Origin of the sequence: Afifella sp. H1R, from assembly GCF_021462425.1 — a bacterium.
Lineage (GTDB): Bacteria > Pseudomonadota > Alphaproteobacteria > Rhizobiales > Afifellaceae > Afifella > Afifella aestuarii.
Genome location: NZ_JAKEDY010000001.1, coordinates 665,756 through 680,891, shown reverse-complemented (window position 1 = coordinate 680,891; position 15,136 = coordinate 665,756). Strand labels below are relative to the sequence as shown.

Annotated in this window: 15 protein-coding genes; 4 read left to right on the top strand and 11 right to left on the bottom strand. The window is 62.4% G+C overall.

Features of this window, described 5'->3' with window-relative positions:
• Positions 1-228: 228 nt before the first annotated feature.
• On the top strand, positions 229-1,707 hold the full coding sequence (locus tag L0F51_RS03095; RefSeq protein ID WP_234627892.1) for a D-alanyl-D-alanine carboxypeptidase: 1,479 nt from the start codon (positions 229-231) through the stop codon (positions 1,705-1,707).
• 36 nt (positions 1,708-1,743) lie between these two features.
• On the opposite strand, the gene L0F51_RS03090 is transcribed toward L0F51_RS03095, so the two are convergent.
• Both L0F51_RS03090 and L0F51_RS03085 read right to left on the bottom strand, forming a co-directional pair.
• Complete coding sequence (locus L0F51_RS03090; RefSeq protein ID WP_234627891.1) at positions 1,744-2,436, bottom strand: DnaJ domain-containing protein; 693 nt, start codon at positions 2,434-2,436, stop codon at positions 1,744-1,746.
• 7 nt (positions 2,437-2,443) lie between these two features.
• On the bottom strand, positions 2,444-3,166 hold the full coding sequence (locus L0F51_RS03085) for a VWA domain-containing protein (RefSeq protein ID WP_234627890.1): 723 nt from the start codon (positions 3,164-3,166) through the stop codon (positions 2,444-2,446).
• A 105-nt stretch (positions 3,167-3,271) separates the two neighbouring features.
• On the opposite strand from L0F51_RS03085, the gene panC reads away from it, so the two are divergent.
• Positions 3,272-4,114 carry a pantoate--beta-alanine ligase gene (gene panC / locus L0F51_RS03080; protein WP_234627889.1) on the top strand — a complete coding sequence of 281 codons (843 nt, stop codon included), beginning with the start codon at positions 3,272-3,274 and terminating at the stop codon, positions 4,112-4,114.
• Positions 4,115-4,119: 5 nt separating this feature from the next.
• Here the strand turns inward: panC and L0F51_RS03075 are convergent, their stop codons facing one another.
• Complete coding sequence (locus tag L0F51_RS03075) at positions 4,120-4,557, bottom strand: DUF1489 family protein (RefSeq protein ID WP_234627888.1); 438 nt, start codon at positions 4,555-4,557, stop codon at positions 4,120-4,122.
• A 143-nt stretch (positions 4,558-4,700) separates the two neighbouring features.
• Positions 4,701-6,107 carry an L-serine ammonia-lyase gene (locus tag L0F51_RS03070; RefSeq protein WP_234627887.1) on the bottom strand — a complete coding sequence of 469 codons (1,407 nt, stop codon included), beginning with the start codon at positions 6,105-6,107 and terminating at the stop codon, positions 4,701-4,703.
• A gap of 172 nt (positions 6,108-6,279) precedes the next feature.
• Between L0F51_RS03070 and L0F51_RS03065 the strand changes: the two genes are divergently transcribed.
• Positions 6,280-6,519 carry a Flp family type IVb pilin gene (locus L0F51_RS03065; RefSeq protein WP_234627886.1) on the top strand — a complete coding sequence of 80 codons (240 nt, stop codon included), beginning with the start codon at positions 6,280-6,282 and terminating at the stop codon, positions 6,517-6,519.
• A gap of 14 nt (positions 6,520-6,533) precedes the next feature.
• Here L0F51_RS03065 and L0F51_RS03060 read toward each other — a convergent pair whose 3' ends face one another.
• The 6 genes from L0F51_RS03060 to L0F51_RS03035 all read right to left on the bottom strand — a co-directional run bounded on the left by L0F51_RS03060 (position 6,534) and on the right by L0F51_RS03035 (position 12,583).
• Positions 6,534-7,130 carry a DUF2585 domain-containing protein gene (locus L0F51_RS03060; protein ID WP_234627885.1) on the bottom strand — a complete coding sequence of 199 codons (597 nt, stop codon included), beginning with the start codon at positions 7,128-7,130 and terminating at the stop codon, positions 6,534-6,536.
• A 14-nt stretch (positions 7,131-7,144) separates the two neighbouring features.
• Positions 7,145-8,530, bottom strand: coding sequence for a pyruvate dehydrogenase complex dihydrolipoamide acetyltransferase (locus L0F51_RS03055; RefSeq protein ID WP_234627884.1), 1,386 nt, complete (start codon positions 8,528-8,530; stop codon positions 7,145-7,147).
• A gap of 22 nt (positions 8,531-8,552) precedes the next feature.
• On the bottom strand, positions 8,553-9,146 hold the full coding sequence (locus L0F51_RS03050; protein WP_234627883.1) for a Uma2 family endonuclease: 594 nt from the start codon (positions 9,144-9,146) through the stop codon (positions 8,553-8,555).
• Between the two features lie 376 nt (positions 9,147-9,522).
• Positions 9,523-10,926 carry a pyruvate dehydrogenase complex E1 component subunit beta gene (locus tag L0F51_RS03045; protein WP_370642364.1) on the bottom strand — a complete coding sequence of 468 codons (1,404 nt, stop codon included), beginning with the start codon at positions 10,924-10,926 and terminating at the stop codon, positions 9,523-9,525.
• A 50-nt stretch (positions 10,927-10,976) separates the two neighbouring features.
• Entirely contained in the window at positions 10,977-12,122 is a 1,146-nt protein-coding gene (gene pdhA, locus L0F51_RS03040) for a pyruvate dehydrogenase (acetyl-transferring) E1 component subunit alpha (protein ID WP_255701267.1), read from the bottom strand.
• 137 nt (positions 12,123-12,259) lie between these two features.
• Entirely contained in the window at positions 12,260-12,583 is a 324-nt protein-coding gene (locus L0F51_RS03035) for a septum formation initiator family protein (RefSeq protein ID WP_234627881.1), read from the bottom strand.
• A gap of 403 nt (positions 12,584-12,986) precedes the next feature.
• Here L0F51_RS03035 and L0F51_RS03030 point away from each other — a divergent pair, with 403 nt between their 5' ends.
• Complete coding sequence (locus tag L0F51_RS03030) at positions 12,987-13,757, top strand: class I SAM-dependent methyltransferase (protein WP_234627880.1); 771 nt, start codon at positions 12,987-12,989, stop codon at positions 13,755-13,757.
• Between the two features lie 44 nt (positions 13,758-13,801).
• Here L0F51_RS03030 and eno read toward each other — a convergent pair whose 3' ends face one another.
• Complete coding sequence (gene eno, locus L0F51_RS03025; protein ID WP_234627879.1) at positions 13,802-15,079, bottom strand: phosphopyruvate hydratase; 1,278 nt, start codon at positions 15,077-15,079, stop codon at positions 13,802-13,804.
• Positions 15,080-15,136: the final 57 nt, after the last annotated feature.

Genomic DNA, 15,136 nt, shown 5'->3' with positions numbered 1-15,136 from the left:
CATATGTTGCAACGCAGCATAAAAATGGCTTCCACGCGGTTGCCATTCGCACGCAATTCAGTGCAATCAAAAAGGCGTTTGTTTACCGTCCGGTAACGACGCTCCTCCTAGCTTGGGGCAAGCATAAGCACGGAGGGTCAAGGGGTAACGGCGTCATAGGTTACCGTGCGGCTGACGTCAGTGGGGTCAAAATTGAGACAGGGTCGTCTAAATCCGGTCGAAGGAATCTTGCGCACGGGCACATGGGTAACCATTGCCGTGGCGGTTTTCCTTGTTGCTTTCGCAGGCAGCGCCTCGGCCAATGAGAAATACGCTGGTCTCGTGATGGATGCGAAGACGGGGCGTATCCTCTACGAGGATCGCGCCGATGAGCTGCGTTATCCTGCGTCCCTGACGAAGATGATGACCCTCTATCTCCTCTTCGAGGAGCTCGACAGCGGCCGTCTCAGTCTCGACAGCCAGCTCAAAGTCTCCAAGGAGGCCGCAAGCCGTCCGCCTTCCAAGCTCGGCTTGCGCCCGGGCCAGACGATCCGGGTTGAAGACGCCATCAAGGCTCTCTGCGTGAAATCGGCGAACGACGTCGCAGTGGTCGTGGCTGAAAACATTTCGGGCTCCGAGGCGGCTTTCGCCCGCAAGATGACGTCCAAAGCGCACAGCCTCGGAATGATCTCCACCACCTTCCGCACGGCAAACGGCCTGCCCAATTCGGAGCAGATGACCACGGCGCATGACATGGCCCGCCTCGGCCTCGCGCTCCACGATCGCTTCCCCCGCTATTTCAAATATTTCGGCACTCGCACCTTCACCTGGAAGGGCCGCACATACCGCAACACCAATCATCTTCTCGGCAAGGTGAACGGCATGAACGGTATCAAGACCGGTTACACGCGCGCCTCGGGCTTCAACCTCGTCACGTCGGTTGAGCGCGACGGTCGCCATATCATCGCCGTGGTGATGGGCGGACGCAGCGGCGCCTCCCGCAACTCCCATATGGTCGACCTCATCCATCGTTACCTCGACGATGCGAAGCCTGGCCTCAGGACCGCGCCGATGATCGTGGCCCACGTTCAGGAGCCGTCGCGGCTTCCGCATGCGCGTCCGACGCTGGCACCTACGATGGCCTTCGCTTCGGCCGCTTCGGGCATCAGCAGCGGCGACTCAGCGCAGGCAGCGATCCTCGCCGTCTCCGCCCCTGCCAACAGGCCCGCAGCGCCGCGGCAGCTCGCAAGCGGCTACGACCCGATCGCCGCACGCATCGAGGAAGCGACCGAGGTCGCCCGCCTCGCCTATGCATCCGACGCTGCCGGCGAAGATCCGATTGCCGCCCTCACGCGGATGGCAGACCGTCGCGCCGCGGCTCTTGGGGAACCCGCCTTGCATGCCGCTGAAGGTGCGGCAGACGAGGAGCCGCTCGTTTCGGTCCGGACGCGCAGGGGCTATTCGGAACCGCGTCTTGCGCCTGGCGGATGGCACATCCAGATCGGCGCAACGCCGAGCGAAGAAGGTGCACGCACCCTCCTGGACAAGGCCAAGCGCAATGGCGGAACGGTGCTCGCGTCGGCGACCCCGTTCACGCAGCCGGTCGAAAAGAGCGGTGAGACGCTCTACCGCGCCCGCTTCGCCGGCTTTTCCGGAAAGAACGAAGCCCGCGCGGCCTGCGCAAGCTTGAAGCGCAAATCCTTCTCCTGTCTCGCCCTGCCGAACTGACCCCGTCCTCTGGAGTGTTCGTTGCGTAAACGGAGTTCAGCGGTGTTCTCTCAAAAGCCTCTCTTTGGCTTGGTTGATTCTGGCAGCCAAAGCGGCGGAGCCGCCGCGGTCGGGATGGACCTGCTTCATCAGCCGGCGATGGGCCTGGCGGATTTCCGCCTCGCCGGCGCCCGCCTGAAGCCCCAGAATATCATAGGCTTCCTGCGTGCTCATTCCGCTCGCGCTGCTCGTCGTGCCTGCCCCCATGTCGGCATCAGCCTGCATGTCGTCTCGCCATCGGGGATGCGCCCGGTCGAGATAACTTTCCAGAAGCCTGAGTGACTCCGGGTCGCCCTTCATATCGCGGGCGACCACGGTCAGTTCCTCAAACGTAAGTTCCGACAACAGCCGCCCCTCAAAGCGCCCGGCGAGAACCGTGCCATCCAACTCGCCGGTTGCATGATCGAGTGTCATTTCGAGCCCGGCGGAACGCACAGTAGACCGGTGGCCTCCTGCCCCTCCCCGCCGCGACCAGCTCTTGCGCAAAAGCGAGAACGCAAAGATCGCGACCGGCAGGGCGAACGCGAACTGGCCGACAATCAAAAGGCCGAGGGCAACGAGCCCTAGAGCGATCCCCGCCCCCAGACGCAACGTCCCCGCAAGCCTTGCCGGAGACGCCGTCAAGAAGACGCGAAAGAGCAGATAGATCGCGGCGACAGCCGCGATCAGGATGAAAAGGCCTCTGATCATCGTGGGCTCACTTCAGCGATGGCAGCAGCCGACGGGCCGCAGACGAGCCCGATGCTTCCAGGGCTTTGAGGCCACCTGCCGCATAAGTCGCGACCGCCCCCAGCAGATCTTTGAGCTCTGACGCAGAGGCTGAATTGAACGGCAGATAGGCGCCGCGCGTCAGGCGCGCGATCTCGCGGAAGGCCGCTTCGGCACGTGGGTCCCGCCCTTCGTGAAACATGAACGCGCGCACGCCGAGGAGACCGAGTTCACCCGCGATATTCGACAATTCATCGACCTCCTCTTCCATCGCATCGCCCACATAAACGAGAGCGGCAATCGGCCTCTTCTCGGTCTCGCGACGGGTGTGCGCGAGCACTTTCTTGATCTGTGTCTTGCCGCCACGGCAGCCGATCCCGACCATCAAGTCCCGCAAGGCCGCGGGGTCGGCAACCCAGCGGGAGGCCCGGCATTCGCCGAAGCCGCGGAAAAAGACAAGCTGCACGGTCAGTCCGCCGACATCGGCCGCGGCCTTGAACATTTCGGCCTGCAGGCCGCAGGCGAGATCCCAGGTGGGCTGACGGCTCATCGTGGCATCGAGCGCAAAGACCAGGCGGCCGCGCGCATCGCCGCTCACCGGTGCAAGGCTGTTCGCCTGTTTCAAAAATGCGTCGATTTCGCCGCGGCTCGAGCGGCTTTTCTCAGACGGAAGATCCCGTCCGGGGGTCGTGATGTCTTTGCCCTTGGTCATCGCCTTGCGCATCTCCTTTTCGCAGGATGTGGTCTGCGCGGCACCTTGCGCAAGTCAGCATGGCCGATTACCGCTTCGGCAGCTTTCACATATCCGAGGATCGACGTGCATCCCGATATCGCGACGAGTATCGCCAATCTCAGGGACCGGATCGACAGCTGGCGTGCCGCTGACGAAACGATCGCGCTGGTGCCCACGATGGGCGCCTTGCATTCCGGTCATCTCCAACTCGTGGAGCTTGCGGCAGAACGCTGCGACCGGGTGGTGGTGAGCATCTTCGTCAATCCGACGCAGTTTGGACCCGAAGAGGATTTCTCTCGCTATCCACGGCGCCCGGAAGCAGACCTGGAAGCGCTTGGAAGGGTCGGCGTGCCGTTGGTTTTCGCGCCGAGTGCCGAGGAAATGTATCCCGCAGGCTACGCCACGACGGTCAAAGTGGCCGGACCGAGCGAAGGGCTGGAAAGCGATTTCCGCCCATATTTCTTCGAGGGTGTCGCCACCGTTGTCTCAAAGCTTCTGATCTCGTGCTTTCCCGACGAGGCGGTGTTCGGTGAAAAGGACTATCAGCAGCTCCTCGTCGTCCGGCGGCTGGTGAGCGATCTGAGGCTGCCCACGCGCATCGTTGCGGCGCCGACCGCACGTGAGGCCGACGGGCTCGCCCTGTCCTCGCGCAACGCCTATCTGAGCGCTGAAGAACGCCGGAGGGCACCGCTGATCTATTCCTCGCTGCAAGGGGCAGCAGACGCTCTGCGTGCAGGTGCCCCGGCCGCCAGCACTGTCAATGACGTCCAAGAGCGACTGAGTGAGGCGGGTTTTCGCGTCGACTATATTTCGCTCCGACACAGCGAGACATTGCAGCCGCTCGCAGAGCTCTCGGACGGTCCGGCACGCCTCCTCGCAGCCGCCTGGCTGGGGGGCACGCGTCTCATCGACAATATCGCGGTCTAAAGCGCTTACAGCAGGCCGAGCGCCGCCAGCTCGCCACGCAGCTCCGCGGGAAGCTCCCCGAAGCCGTCGACATCGCCGCCGAGATCGGCAGGAGCATCTTCAGGCTTCAGATAGCGCCATCCCTGGAAGGCACGCCGGGGCTGCCAGGCCGTCGGCACCAACTCCGGATCGAGCACGAGACGGCAACGCTGAACGCCTTCGCTGTCCTGAAAGACGCGGATATCCGAGAGGCGCTGACGCACCTGCACATTGCCTTTGATGACCCAGTAGAGGGAGCCGCCGGCCAGAAGTTCGTCGCGGCGACGCGGCACCATGCGCGTCACATGAGCATGCTCGGCCGGCTCGCCAGCGCGCTCGCGCTCAGCGAGTCGCCGTTCGATCCAGTCCTTCAGGTCGTCGATTAATTCCGCGCCCACACAGAGCTTCAGAAGATGCAGCGCCATCCCTTCGATTTAGTCCCGACGGCGTCGTCCGTGAAGGGGAAAGCCGGCACCCTCCCCAGCTTCAACAGTCGCTTCAGGCTAGAATCGTACGATCGGGGCGATGCACCAAGCCACGACCCGCATGGGCACACAGAGCCGAGGCGTCAGCACTCGATGACGTTGACCGCGAGACCGCCCTTCGAGGTTTCCTTGTACTTCTCGTGCATGTCGCGGCCGGTCTGACGCATCGTCTCGATACATTTATCGAGGGGGACGAAATGGTCCCCGGTGCCGCGCATGGCGAGAGACGCGGCGGTGACGGCTTTCACTGCCCCAAGCGCATTGCGCTCGATGCAGGGGACCTGAACGAGCCCCGCAATCGGATCGCAGGTCATGCCGAGATGATGTTCAAGCGCGATCTCGGCGGCGTTCTCGATCTGCGCATTCGTCGCGCCGAGAGCCGCAGCAAGCCCCGCAGCGGCCATCGCCGAGGCCGAGCCCACCTCCCCCTGACAGCCGACCTCAGCGCCTGAGATCGACGCGTTGTGCTTGATGATGCCGCCGATCGCGGCCGCCGTCAGAATGAAGGTGCGCACACCTTCCCGCGATGCTCCGATACAATGGTCGAGGTAATAGTGGACGACCGCCGGCACGACCCCCGCCGCCCCGTTCGTCGGGGCGGTGACGATCTTGCCGCCGGCGGCGTTCTCCTCGTTGACCGCCATGGCATAGACGCTCAGCCAGTCCATCACGCGGTGCGGCTGCAGCGCGTTGGCACCGCTCTCATGCTGCAGACGATCATGGAGTTCGCGCGCTCTGCGCTTGACGCCAAGGCCACCGGGCAAATCGCCCTCGCCCGAAAGCCCGCGCTCCACCGAGGCGCGCATCTCGTCCCAGATGCGCTCCAAGCCCGAGACAAGAGCCCGGCTCTCCTGCCCGCGCGCGAGTTCGTTTGCCTCTTTCATCTCTGCGATACTGAGCCCCGAGCTCTCGCCCATCGCCAGCATCTCCCTGGCGCTTGCGAAGGGATAGGGCACCGGAGACGTGTCGGTGACCGGCGAATCGTCCGCGGAGGTGCGCGCCAATTCCTCGTCGGTGACAACGAAGCCGCCACCGACAGAATAATAGATCTGCTGTACGAGTCGGCGCCCATCGGCGGCAAAGGCCGAAAACCGCATGCCGTTCGCGTGGCCAGGGAGCGGCGTGTCGAAGTCGAAGACGAGGTCTTTTCCGGGATTGAACTGGTAGGCCGGGTGCCCCGGCGGGGTCACCATCCCGGTTTCGTGAACCCCTGCAATGATCTCATCGATGCGGAATGGATCGATGTCTCGAGGGCTCTCGCCCATCAGGCCAAGAAGGATCGCGCGGTCGCTGCCGTGGCCTTTGCCTGTGAACGCGAGCGAGCCGTGCAGGCTGACGGCGAGCCGCGCTGGCTCGACGCCGGCAGGACGCGGCCAATCGCCGTCGCGGATGAGGTTGAGAAAGCGTCCCGCCGCCACCATCGGCCCCATCGTGTGCGACGATGACGGACCAATGCCAATTTTGAAAATATCGAAAACCGAAAGAAACATTCGGGACCTCTCATACAGCAACACGCTATCTCAGCCTGCTGCATGCAACGTTCTGGGCGCGACAAAAGCTGCCGCACCAATCTTCCGCGCATTTTCATCGTTTCCGGCAACGCGCGGTTTACCATCGTGCAAGGCTTCTTCTCTATCTTGTGGAGAACCCAGGGGGATGGGCATGCGCGATTCCACAAGACGATTTTGGCGCGACGACGCCGGCAACAGCACGAGCGAATATGCGCTGATTGCAGCGCTGATCGCCGTCGTCTCGGTGGCCGGTGTCAAGCTCACAAGCTATAGCCTCGACCAACTCGCGACGGAACTGGCGATGCAGAGGATGGATGCCGGAGCGCTTGTGGCGGCAAGGGAGGAGCGCGACGACACCATTATCACCGGCTCGATCCGCCCCTCCAGATAGCTTCCGCCGAGCTTTCAAAGAGGTACCGCGCCCGCCTGCCACTCGCGCACCGCATCGAGCGGCCACAACAGCATCAACACATTCAAAGTGAGATTGTCGCGGATCAGCCATCCGACCAGGATCTCCATGGCGACGGCAATCAACACGGTCGTCCATACGGGCAATATGCGGGCGAACCAGAATCCCGCCATCATCGCCACGATATCCGACAGAGAATTGAGGACGCTGTCGCCATTGTAGCCGGCAGCGATCGTCACCTCGCGGTAGCGATCGATGATCCAGGGCGAGTTTTCGACAATCTCCCAGGCCGCTTCGACCAGAGTCGCCAGGACCAAACGCACTCCGATCGGTCTAACCGCCGACCAGTTCCGGGCCAGGAGCCACAGCGCACCGTAAAACAAGAAGCCGTGGATGATATGTGAGGGCGTATACCAGTCTGTCAGGTGCTGGGAGTTCCCCGGCCCGTTCGGGTCGCCGTACCAGAGATCGACACGGCCACATTCGCAAATCGGGATTCGCCCCATGGCGAGGAGGATGGCGGCCGTCAGGGCAAGGATGCCTGCAACCGCCAGTCCCGCCCGCAATTGCGGGCGGTCACTTATGACACGCATCAACTCCGTGCCGCTCAGATCAGCAACGTCATGGAGTTCTCGATATAACGCTTGAAAGCGGCAAGCATCTCAGCTCCCAGCGCACCGTCCACGGCGCGATGGTCGGTCGACAATGTCACCGTCATGATCGAGGCGACCGTGACCCTGTCGTCGCGCACGACGGCGCGTTTTTCGCCGGCGCCGACGGCCAGGATGGTCGCGTGAGGCGGATTGATCACGGCCGCGAAATCACGGATCCCGTACATGCCGAGATTGGAGACGGCAGTCGTTCCACCCTGATATTCCTCAGGCTTCAACTTCCGCTGCCGCGCGCGGCCCGCCATATCCTTCATTTCGTTGGAGATGACAGAGAGGGTCTTCTTCTCCGCATCGCGGATGACCGGCGTGATCAGGCCGCCCGGGATCGAGACGGCGACGCCGACATCGGATCCCTTGTGCTTCAGCATTGCTTCTTGCGTCCAGGTGACGTTCGCCTCCGGCACGGCCTGCAGCGCCATGGCCATCGCTTTGATGACGAAGTCGTTCACAGACAGCTTATAGGCCGGCTTGTCGTCGATAACGGGTGCGGCCGCATTAATCTCGGAACGCAGCTTCAGGAGCGCATCGATCTCGCAATCGCTTGTCAGATAGAAATGCGGGATCGTGGTCTTCGCTTCGACCAGGCGGCGGGCGATGGTGCGCCGCATGGAATCGTGCGGCACGACTTCGTAGCTGCCCTCGGCGAACATTTTGCGGATCTGCTCGTCGCCCATACCGGCCGGTGCCGGCGTCTTCGGCGCGGATGCGGGTGTCGTTTCTGCGGCAGCCGGGGCAGCGGCCTGGCCTTCCCCCTTTTCGACCGCTTCCTCGATGTCGTGTTTGACGATACGCCCGTGAGGGCCGGAACCCGACAGCGCCGACAGATCCAGGCCCTTCTCCTTCGCGAGGCGCTTTGCCAGCGGCGAGGCAAAAATTCGACCGGACGACTTGCCGTTCGACTTCTCCGTCTCGTGAGATGGCTTCGGTTTGTCCGCAGCGTCGGCGTCATGCAGCCCCTCGCGCGGGACGGCTTCACCGCCCTCAGTCTCTTTCGGTTCCGGAGGCGAAGCATCAGCCCCCTTGCCGTTTGCGGAGGCCGAGGCTTCCTCTGCCGGAGCTTCCACGGCATCTGCGTCCTCGCCCTCTTCGGCGAGAATGGCGATCACATCGTTGACCGCGACGTCCTCGGTTCCCTCGCTGACCAGGATCTTGGCGACCGTGCCCTCATCGATGGCTTCCACTTCCATGGTCGCCTTGTCAGTCTCGATCTCGGCAATGACATCGCCCGGAGCGACCGCATCGCCCTCCTTGACGTGCCATTTGGCGAGATTGCCCTTCTCCATGGTGGGCGACAGGGCGGGCATCAGGATATTGATCGACATAAACCGGTTCTCCGGAAATTCTTTATTGCGCGTTGGGCGAGACTTCGCCCTCGACATCGAGCGGCCAGAGCGCGCTCAGCGGAAACGTCATGACGTCAAACGGGGGCGCAGCGACATCGTCCCCGTCGCGGAAGGTGCCGACGAGCAGCCAGCTGTCGCCGGCGAGTGCGAAGACCTCCAGAACCTTGGAGCGCGGGTCGAGCAGCCAGAGATGCGAGACACCGGCACCGGCATAAATCCTGCGCTTCGACACCCGGTCATAGGTTTCGGTCGAGGCCGAGATCACCTCGCAAACCCAGTCCGGCGCCGTCTCCAGATATGCCGTCTCAGGCAGCACCGACAGGCGCTCGCGGCGCCACCCGGCGATATCCGGCACGACAACGTCCCGCCCCAAATGCAGCTCAGGTTCAACGAGGAAGATCCAGCCGCCGGGACCGCCCCGGCCTTTTTGGAACGGGCCGGTGACCTCGTACGATAGAAGATTCGCCGCAGCAGCGTGCCGAGGTGTCGGCCTTGGATGCGTGACGAGCGTCCCGTCGATGATCTCGGCGACGAGATGCGACGGGACCGCCTGAAGATCGGCGTAGGTCGCCTGTCTTTCCGCGGGCTTAGCCATCGCTCGTTTTCAGCTCCCGACAATACGCCGACATCTCGACTTTCCCACTCAATACCGAAACTTAAAGCCCTGGTTCTCACCCTCGGCCTGTTGTTCCATCTGAACGCAGCCCTGGAGAGTGGAATAGGAGCCCTTTCCGCCGAATTTCGCGACGTCAATGCAATAATCCCTCATACCATCATCGAGCTCGTTCCATTGGCGTTTCAGCGCGTCGTAGGCAGTCTGCTCCATCTGGTAGCAACCCTGGAGTGTCGTTTGGCTGAAAGAACCGCCAAAATTTGCGACCTCTCGGCAATAAGCCTCGACGTCGAAACGGGGAGGATCAGCCAGAGCGGGGCCAGCCAAGAGAGCCCCGCCCAACACTCCGAATGCCAGCCTAGTCGGCATAGCTCACCGCTTTCACGGCTTCGACCACCTCCTTGGCGCTCGGCAGAGCGAGCTTCTCAAGGTTGGCGGCATACGGCATCGGCACATCCTTGCCGGTCACCGACAAGACCGGCGCGTCCAGATGATCGAAGGCCTTCACCATCAGCTGCGAGGCGATCCAGGAGCCGATCGAGTTCTGCGGCCAGCCTTCTTCCACCGTCACACAGCGATTGGTCTTCTTCACGGAACGGATGACCGTCTCGATATCGAGTGGCCGCAACGTTCTGAGGTCGATCACTTCGCAATCGATGCCCTGTTCGGCCAGTTGCTCCGCCGCCTTCAAGGCGTGGGTCATGCCGATGCCGAAGGAGACGATCGTCGCATCCGAGCCTTTGCGCGCGATTTTCGCCTTGCCGATCGGCAGGACGAAATCATCGAGCTTCGGAACCGGGAACGACTGGCCGTAAAGGATCTCGTTTTCCAGGAAGATCACGGGATTTGGATCACGGATCGCCGCCTTCAGAAGACCCTTCGCGTCGGCCGCCGTATGCGGCTGGATGACTTTGAGGCCCGGGATCTGCGAATACCAGGCCGCGTAATCCTGGCTGTGCTGCGCAGCAACGCGAGCCGCGGCACCGTTCGGACCACGGAAGACCATCGGGCAGCCCATCTGACCGCCTGCCATATAAAGCGTCTTCGCGGCCGAATTGATGATCTGATCCATCGCCTGCATGGCGAAGTTGAAGGTCATGAATTCCACGATCGGCTTCAGGCCGGCAAACGCGGCGCCCACCCCGAGGCCGGCAAAGCCATGCTCGGTGATCGGCGTATCGATGACGCGGCGAGCTCCGAACTCGTCGAGGAGCCCCTGGGTGACTTTGTAGGCACCCTGATATTCGGCCACTTCCTCGCCCATGACGAAGACATCGCCATCGCGGCGCATCTCCTCGGCCATGGCGTCGCGCAGCGCCTCACGCACAGTCTGTTCTTCGAACTCGGTGCCTTCGGGCACGTCCGGATCTTCTGGCGGCTCGGCTTTGTCCATCGCCACGAGCACGGAGACGGGTCCGTCCTTGCGGCCGAGCTTTTCGTCCTCCTTTTGAGGTTCCTTCCCCTTAGCCTCCGGCTCCGGTGCCGCGGGAGCGGAGCCGCCATTGGCCTTGCCTCCCTTGTCTCCAGAGGGGGCTTTTTCGAGATCGCTTTCGTTTTCGTCCTCGCCGAGCAACAGCGCGATCGGCGTATTGACCTTGACGGCGTCGGTGCCCTCTTCGACGAGAATTTTGGCAATCTTGCCCTCGTCGACGGCTTCCACCTCCATCGTCGCCTTATCGGTTTCGATCTCGGCGATCACATCTCCGGCGGCGACCTCGTCGCCCTCCTTCACCGTCCATTTGGAGAGTTTTCCCTCCTCCATGGTCGGCGACAGGGCCGGCATCAAAATCTCGGTCGGCATTCAGCAGGGCCTCACGCTTCTACGTACACGTCCGTCCACAATTCGGACGGATCGGGCTCGGGATCGTTCTGGGCGAATTCCGCCGCTTCGTTGACGACGCCGCGAATTTCCTTGTCGACGGCCTTCACGTCATCTTCGCTCATGCCGTGGCTTTCCATCAGCCGCTTCTTCACCTGCTCGATCGCATCGTGTTCGGTGCGCATCTTCTGCACCTCCTCCTTCGAGCGATATTTGGCCGGATCCGACATCGAATGGCCGCGATAGCGGTAGGTGAGCATCTCGAGGATCATCGGGCCTTTGCCGGAGCGGGCATGCTCGGCGGCAAAATCACCGGCGGCCTTCACGGCACGCACATCCATCCCGTCCACCTGGTGGCCCGGGATATCGAAGGATTCGCCCCGCTTGCACAATTCAGTTGTAGCCGAAGCGCGCGCCACCGATGTGCCCATGCCGTACTGATTGTTCTCGATCACGTAGATGACGGGAAGGCTCCAGAGCTTCGCCATATTGAAGCTCTCGTAGACCTGTCCCTGATTGGCTGCGCCATCGCCGAAATAGGTGATCGAGACGCAATCGTTCTCGCGATAGCGATTCGCGAAGGCGAGGCCTGTCCCGATCGGCACAGAGGCGCCGACGATGCCATGTCCGCCGAAGAAGTTCTTCTCCCGCGAGAACATATGCATGGAGCCGCCCTTGCCGTGCGAATAGCCGCTGCGACGACCCGTCAGCTCCGCCATGACGCCTTTTGGGTCCATACCTGTCGCAAGCATGTGCCCATGGTCGCGATAGGTGGTGGTGACCTGATCCCCCTCCTTCAACGCCATTTGCATGCCGACGACGACGGCCTCCTGGCCGATATAGAGATGGCAGAATCCGCCGATCAGGCCCATGCCGTAAAGCTGGCCTGCCTTCTCCTCGAATCGCCGCACGAGAAGCATCTCGCGATAGGCTTTCAGATCCTCGTCCTTGGAAAAGACGATCGGATCGAACGCCGACTTCTCAGCGGTCTCGGTGTTCGGCCGCTCGGCCGTCGCACCTACCGGGAGATTTCCGTTCTCATTCGCCTTCCCGCGGGTCTTCGCGGAAGAGTTTTGCGAGCGCGAGCGTGACCTACGCTGGCCGGTCCCCGTCTGTGACGGGGTCTTGGCTGCCGCCATTCCAGTCCTCCTGAAATTTCTGCCGCACACTATTACGGGAAAATGGGCGGGGAAACCCGTTTCGCAAGACAGGCAGGGTTGCATGCCGTCCCACGGACCGGAGGAAGAGGAAAAAGCGCCTCGACAAAAGCCGATGCTCAGCTGCCGTCGGCAGCGTCGTAAATCACAATATCTGTGGGATGAACGAGATTGAGGGCCTGACGTGCGCGCTCGTCGAGCATATCGCGGTCGAGGCTGTCTGGACGCAGAAGAGCGACCCGGCGCTCGAGCTTGGCGCGCTTCGCAAGCAGCTCATCGAGCTCTTTGTTGAGATCGACCTTGCGCGCTTCGAGCGTCTCCAGCGCCTCCAATCCGTAATGCCCTTCAACGGCATGATAGGAAAAATAGGCGAGCACAAGGAGGCAGCCCAACGGAAGGGCAAGCGGCTTAAGCTTCGACTGTTTACGCTGCCGGGTTGCCATCGGCCGCTCTACCCCAACGCTCACTCAGACTGGAGGTGATCGGCGGGGACGTACGCAGAACCCTTCCGTCCCCACGAGTTGGACACTAGAGACCCAGGGTAAAGAAACGGTGTGACAGCCGGTATTGGAGTGTCCCAAATCGGGGCGCCTTTCTTGCCGTCACGTTAAGACATCGACGCCGATGGCGCGGGTGCCCGGCACCCTTTCGTCTCGCTTCATCCCCACAATCGCCCGCATTTCCGGCGCCTTCTTCAACGCCTTTCAGCCGGAGCCGCCATGAGCGTGGCGACCTCCTCCGTCATCATGCGTTCAGAAAGGAGGAACAAGGAGACTGGATTCGCGGCCGCATCTGACGGCATATGACGCATGCGTGCCCAAAAAGCCCGATTGAGAGGGACCTCCCATGGCCTCGAGCATGTCACAGAACGTACTCATCGACCGCCAGTTCGGCATTCGCGCCGCGTCATATGTGGCAAGCGCCGTGCATGCGAGTGGCTCCGATCTTGCCTATCTGTCCGAACGCATCGCCGAGCTTAACCCGGAAACGGCCATCGATCTTGGTGCTGGCGGCGGGCATGTCAGCTACACGATGGCGGGATTCGCGCGCCGCGTCGTCGCCTGCGATCTCTCCCAGGAGATGCTCTCTGCCGTGGCGGAGACGGCACGAAATCGCGGACTTCCCAATATCGAGACGCAAGTTTGCGACATCCACGCCCTGCCCTTCGCCGATGGCGAGGCGGACTTCGTCGCAAGCCGCTTCAGCGCCCATCACTGGACCGATCTTCCAGGTGCTCTGCGGGAGGCGCGTCGTATACTGAAGGAAGGCTCGACGGCCATTTTCATGGATGTCGTCTCTCCGGGCACGCCGCTCCTCGACACGCATTTGCAGGCGGTGGAGCTTTTGCGGGACCCGTCGCATGTGCGCGACTATTCAATCTCAGAATGGCTGCGGGAACTGCAGAGCGCGGGCTTCTCGCTTCGCCGCAGCATGGGCGCTCGACTGCGGCTCGACTTTGCGTCTTGGGTGGAGCGCATCGGAACCGAACCGGAATTCTCGTCCGCGATTCGTCTCCTGCAAAAGTCGGCGAGCGGCCATGTCGCCCGCCACTTCGCCATCGAGGACGACGGCTCATTTACGATCGATACGGCCGTTTTCGAGGTTCTCGCGGCCTGAGTTTCGAAGGCCCGCCACGTCACACGCAGCGGGCCTTCGGAAGATCACTTCTTCAGAACTGCGCGGCCGGCATAATGCGCGGAAGCGCCGAGATCCTGCTCGATCCTCAGAAGCTGATTGTATTTCGAGGTCCGATCGGCGCGCGCCAGCGAACCCGTCTTGATGCGTCCGCAATTGGTGCCGACGGCCAGGTCAGCGATCGTCGCGTCTTCCGTCTCGCCGGAACGGTGCGACATGACGGCGGTGTAGCCGGCAAAATGCGCCATCTCGACCGTTTCCATCGTCTCCGTCAGCGAGCCGATCTGGTTGACTTTGACGAGGATCGAATTGGCGATGCCATCGTCGATGCCGCGCTTCAGGCGCTTGACGTTGGTCACGAAGAGGTCGTCACCGACCAGCTGGCATTTGTCGCCCAGCTTGTCCGTCATGATCTTCCAGCCGTCCCAGTCGTCCTCGGCCATTCCGTCTTCGATCGAGACGATCGGATAGCGAGCGACGAGATCGGCATAATAGTCGACCATCTCGGCCGGCGAGAGCGTCCGTCCCTCGCCTTCCAGCACGTATTTTCCGTCCTTGAAGAACTCGGATGATGCCGGATCGAGCGCGAGGTAGACATCTTCGCCCGGCTTGTAGCCGGCTGCCTCGATCGCCTTCACGACAAAACCGAGCGCTTCGTCGGTCGAGGCGAGCCCCGGCGCGAAACCGCCTTCATCACCGACATTGGTGTTGTGTCCGGCATCGTGAAGGGACGCCTTCAGGCGATGAAAGATCTCGGAGCCCATGCGCAGCGCGTCGGCAAACGTGTCGGCGCCGACCGGCATGATCATGAATTCCTGGAAATCGATCGGGTTGTCGGCGTGCGCACCACCATTGACGATGTTCATCATCGGCACCGGCAAGGTGCGCGCCGCGACGCCGCCCACATAGCGGTAAAGCGGCAGGCCACGGGCAGCCGCAGCCGCCTTGGCGACGGCAAGCGACACGCCCAAAATGGCGTTGGCGCCGAGCCGGCCCTTGTTCTCCGTGCCGTCGAGCTCGATCATGGCGCGGTCGATGGCGATCTGCTCCTCGGCCTCGCGGCCGCCGATCGCCTGAAAAATCTCGCTGTTGACCGCCTCGACGGCCTTCAAAACGCCTTTGCCGCCGTAACGTGACTTGTCGCCGTCGCGCAGCTCATGGGCCTCGTGTACGCCGGTCGAGGCTCCGGACGGCACCGCAGCGCGTCCCGTCGAACCGTCCTCGAGAAGCACGTCGACCTCTACGGTCGGGTTGCCACGGCTGTCGAGAATTTCGCGGCCGATAATGTCTATGATCGCAGTCATATGGGATCCCCCTTCAGGGCGTTTTCCTATTCGATGTGAGCGCGCAACAAAAGCCCC

Excerpts from the sequence above, each read along its gene's own strand:
- L0F51_RS03035 (WP_234627881.1), bottom strand. The coding sequence starts at position 12,583 with ATGGCAACCCGGCAGCGTAAACAGTCGAAGCTTAAGCCGCTTGCCCTT.
- L0F51_RS03085 (WP_234627890.1), bottom strand. The coding sequence starts at position 3,166 with ATGACCAAGGGCAAAGACATCACGACCCCCGGACGGGATCTTCCGTCT.
- L0F51_RS03075 (WP_234627888.1), bottom strand. The coding sequence starts at position 4,557 with ATGGCGCTGCATCTTCTGAAGCTCTGTGTGGGCGCGGAATTAATCGAC.
- L0F51_RS03090 (WP_234627891.1), bottom strand. The coding sequence starts at position 2,436 with ATGATCAGAGGCCTTTTCATCCTGATCGCGGCTGTCGCCGCGATCTAT.
- L0F51_RS03065 (WP_234627886.1), top strand. The coding sequence starts at position 6,280 with ATGCGCGATTCCACAAGACGATTTTGGCGCGACGACGCCGGCAACAGC.
- L0F51_RS03060 (WP_234627885.1), bottom strand. The coding sequence starts at position 7,130 with ATGCGTGTCATAAGTGACCGCCCGCAATTGCGGGCGGGACTGGCGGTT.
- L0F51_RS03055 (WP_234627884.1), bottom strand. The coding sequence starts at position 8,530 with ATGTCGATCAATATCCTGATGCCCGCCCTGTCGCCCACCATGGAGAAG.
- L0F51_RS03050 (WP_234627883.1), bottom strand. The coding sequence starts at position 9,146 with ATGGCTAAGCCCGCGGAAAGACAGGCGACCTACGCCGATCTTCAGGCG.
- L0F51_RS03070 (WP_234627887.1), bottom strand. The coding sequence starts at position 6,107 with ATGTTTCTTTCGGTTTTCGATATTTTCAAAATTGGCATTGGTCCGTCA.
- eno (WP_234627879.1), bottom strand. The coding sequence starts at position 15,079 with ATGACTGCGATCATAGACATTATCGGCCGCGAAATTCTCGACAGCCGT.
- L0F51_RS03030 (WP_234627880.1), top strand. The coding sequence starts at position 12,987 with ATGGCCTCGAGCATGTCACAGAACGTACTCATCGACCGCCAGTTCGGC.
- L0F51_RS03045 (WP_370642364.1), bottom strand. The coding sequence starts at position 10,926 with ATGGAGGAGGGAAAACTCTCCAAATGGACGGTGAAGGAGGGCGACGAG.
- pdhA (WP_255701267.1), bottom strand. The coding sequence starts at position 12,122 with ATGGCGGCAGCCAAGACCCCGTCACAGACGGGGACCGGCCAGCGTAGG.